Genomic DNA, 3,412 nt, shown 5'->3' on the forward strand with positions numbered 1-3,412 from the left:
CAAGTAAATCTGTTTGAGAGAAAAACCTTAAAAGCTTTATTCATGCCCGATAAAATACCGATAAAACAAAAGGAAGCTCAATTGAGCCTCCTTTTATGAAAAATTGTGGGACAGCAGTGCTCGAAAGGGTGCTTTTTTATGATCAAAATATAATGCAATCAATTGAATACAGGCCTTGTGCGAATAGTGTGCTTAATGCGACGAAAAATGATAGAATGCAGCGCTTATTTCGTTTGCCTTACATAGTTGTTTGTCATGACTACCAATACTCAAATCACTGAAGACCGCATCCTGATCTTGGATTTCGGTTCTCAATACAGTCAGCTTATTGCACGTCGTGTACGTGAAGCTGGTGTATATTCTGAAATGTATGCCTATGACATGTCTGAAGAAGACATTCGCGCATTTAATCCAAACGGTATCATCTTGTCTGGTGGTCCTGAAAGTGTTCATGAAGAAGGTAGTCCACGCGCACCTGAAGTTGTATTTAACTTGGGTGTACCTGTATTAGGTATTTGCTATGGCTTACAAACCATGTCTGAACAACTTGGCGGAAAAGTAGAGCCAGGTACAGTGCATGAATTTGGTTATGCTGCGGTTGATGTTTTAATCCGTGACCAACTTCTTGGTGATTTAAACGATGGCGAAAACAAACTGAATGTTTGGATGAGCCATGGTGATAAAGTGAGTGCAATTCCAGAAGGTTTCTCTGTGACTGCCAGCACACCAAGCTGTCCATTTGCAGCGGTAAGCGATGAAAAACGTCGTTTCTACGGTGTGCAGTTCCATCCAGAAGTAACACATACTGCAAAAGGCGCAGAGTTATTATCTAACTTTGTCCACAGCATTTGCGGATGTCGTAATCTTTGGAACTCTGAAAATATTATCGATCTACGTGTTGAACAGTTACGTGAACAAATTGGTGATCAAAAAGTCTTGCTGGGTCTTTCAGGTGGCGTAGATTCATCTGTGGTCGCTGCACTTTTACACCGTGCGATTGGCGATCAGTTGACTTGCGTATTCGTAGACAACGGTTTGCTTCGTTTAAACGAAGGCGAGCAAGTGATGGACATGTTTGCGAAAAACATGGGTATCCGTGTGATTCGTGCCGATGCTGAAGAACGTTTCTTGACTGCACTTGCGGGTGAAGTTGATCCTGAGAAAAAACGTAAAATCATTGGTCGTGAATTCATTGAAGTCTTCGCTGAAGAAGCGCGTAAGCTGGATGGCGTAAACTTCCTTGCTCAAGGGACAATTTACCCAGACGTGATCGAATCTGCGGCGACTAAAAACGGTAAAGCACACGTGATTAAATCACACCACAACGTGGGCGGTTTGCCAGAAGATTTAGCATTTGAGTTGGTTGAGCCAATTCGTGACTTGTTTAAAGACGAAGTGCGCCGTTTAGGTACAACTTTAGGTTTACCGCACGAAATGCTTTATCGTCATCCATTCCCAGGTCCAGGTTTGGGCGTGCGTATTTTGGGTGAAGTGAAAAAAGAATATGCTGACATCCTTCGTTTAGCTGATGACATTTTCATGCAAGAACTTCGTGCCAGCGGTTGGTATGACAAAACTGCTCAAGCATTCGCTGTATTCCAACCGGTTAAATCTGTTGGTGTAGTAGGCGATGGTCGTCGTTATGCATGGGTGATTGCACTTCGTGCGGTTGAAACGGTTGACTTCATGACAGCACGTTTTGCTCATCTTCCATATGAGTTGGTTGATAAAATTTCGACTCGCATCATGAACGAAATTAAAGATGTTTCACGTGTAGTTTATGACGTGTCATCTAAGCCACCAGCAACGATTGAGTGGGAGTAATTTAGGGCTTTCAGGAAGCATTGCTTCCTGCCTAAATTATGGTAAGGGCTGTACCCGCACCAGTTAAGAAAATTATTGAAAAAAGGACGCTTTGGCGTCCTTTTTTATTTACGCAAAAAAAATTAAGGTTTAAAAGGCTGAAAACCTCGGGTTTGATTACGTCCATTCTTTTTGGCTTGGTACAGTGCTTCATCAGCACGTTTAATGACACTATTTAAATCTGGGTTTTGAACACTAAATTCAGCTATGCCAATAGAAATGGTGTATTGAAGCGTGGTGCCGTCATCAATCTTTAAATGACTATTTGCAATGGCTTTGCGTAAACGCTCAGCAATTTGCTGGGTTTGTTCCAAATGCGCTCGTGGTAACAGCATAATAAATTCTTCACCACCAAAACGCGCCAACACGTCATTCGCACGTAAAATATTGCTGCTGGTTTCAGCTATCTGTTGTAACACCAGATCACCAATATCATGTCCATAGCAGTCATTAATTTTTTTGAATTCATCTATATCGAACATTAATAAACAAATAGGATGAGCAAATTTTTGAGCCGATTGGATTTCTTGTTCGGCTAGCTGCGTAAATTGACGACGGTTATGCAGCCCAGTCAGCGCATCTGGATGTGCGATGATATTAAGCGCCTGGCAATTAATTTCATCTAATTTACTATGTAAAAATAACATTTTGGATTTTTGTGTTGCAGTCCAGCTGATATAAAGACTGAACATAAATACGGGATTGTAGATGAGAGAGAAAAGTAGCATTTGATGCCAATTACGATCAACAACAAAATATACTCCAGTATAAATGACTGCCGAGATTAAAAAAGAAATGATCACAGCAGGCATAAAACGAATTTGTACACATAGATTGGCCAAGACGACAAATACTAAAGAAGCATACAAATAAATGGGTCTGTCGGGACTATGCGATAAATTGAGTAAATAAAACCAAATCGCAGAAGCCCCAATAATGGATAGTGGTAATATTAAATCAAATAATTGAACACTTCGACTAAACTTATAAATCAGTACCGTGACGAGACTTATCAAAGCGGTATAAGACAGTTTCAGCCACACCACAAGAGAGCCAACATCAGGAAGAATAAAATAGTCTGCAACGCTATAAGCGGCATAGGTACATTGGGCAAGAATATTGACTTGCAGTAAAAACTTAAAGATTTGGTCTTTTTGGTAGGTATGAAATTCATGTTCTAGGGAAGAAGGAATTCGCACAAAAGGGCGTTTTAAAATCTCTTGAATGAGAAAACGAGATTCTTTTTTATACTCATCGATCATTGTATTGTTCTACTAAATTGATAGAAGTGTGATTTATTTTTTTGTATATATGTAATAGATTATTTTTTATTCTATGACAAAGAGGTAGTAAAACAAATAAATATTTAATTTACATGCGTTTGAGTTGTAAGTTTTTATTAAATGATTAAGTTGAGTTAATATCTATCGCGGATTCAAATACCAAGTGCGACACATTTGTATTTAGTTGAAAAAGTTAGGTGTATTAGAATCATTAGACTTTTTCAACTCGCAATTGGAAAGCACACAATGAAGCAATACACCCAACT

At 39.4% G+C, this 3,412-nt stretch carries 2 protein-coding genes; one reads left to right on the plus strand and one right to left on the minus strand.

Annotated features, from left to right (window positions below):
- Positions 1 to 255: 255 nt before the first annotated feature.
- A complete protein-coding gene (guaA, locus tag HLH16_RS14970) occupies positions 256 to 1,824 on the plus strand; it encodes a glutamine-hydrolyzing GMP synthase (RefSeq protein WP_171529914.1) in 1,569 nt (522 codons plus the stop codon).
- A 122-nt stretch (positions 1,825 to 1,946) separates the two neighbouring features.
- Here the strand turns inward: guaA and HLH16_RS14975 are convergent, their stop codons facing one another.
- A complete protein-coding gene (locus HLH16_RS14975; RefSeq protein WP_171529915.1) occupies positions 1,947 to 3,125 on the minus strand; it encodes a GGDEF domain-containing protein in 1,179 nt (392 codons plus the stop codon).
- Positions 3,126 to 3,412 lie beyond the last annotated feature (287 nt).

Origin of the sequence: Acinetobacter sp. ANC 5378 (assembly GCF_013004315.1) — a bacterium.
Lineage (GTDB): Bacteria > Pseudomonadota > Gammaproteobacteria > Pseudomonadales > Moraxellaceae > Acinetobacter.

Bases quoted from the DNA above. Each gene is read 5' to 3' on its own strand.
- guaA (WP_171529914.1), top strand. From the start codon at position 256: ATGACTACCAATACTCAAATCACTGAAGACCGCATCCTGATCTTGGAT.
- HLH16_RS14975 (WP_171529915.1), bottom strand. From the start codon at position 3,125: ATGATCGATGAGTATAAAAAAGAATCTCGTTTTCTCATTCAAGAGATT.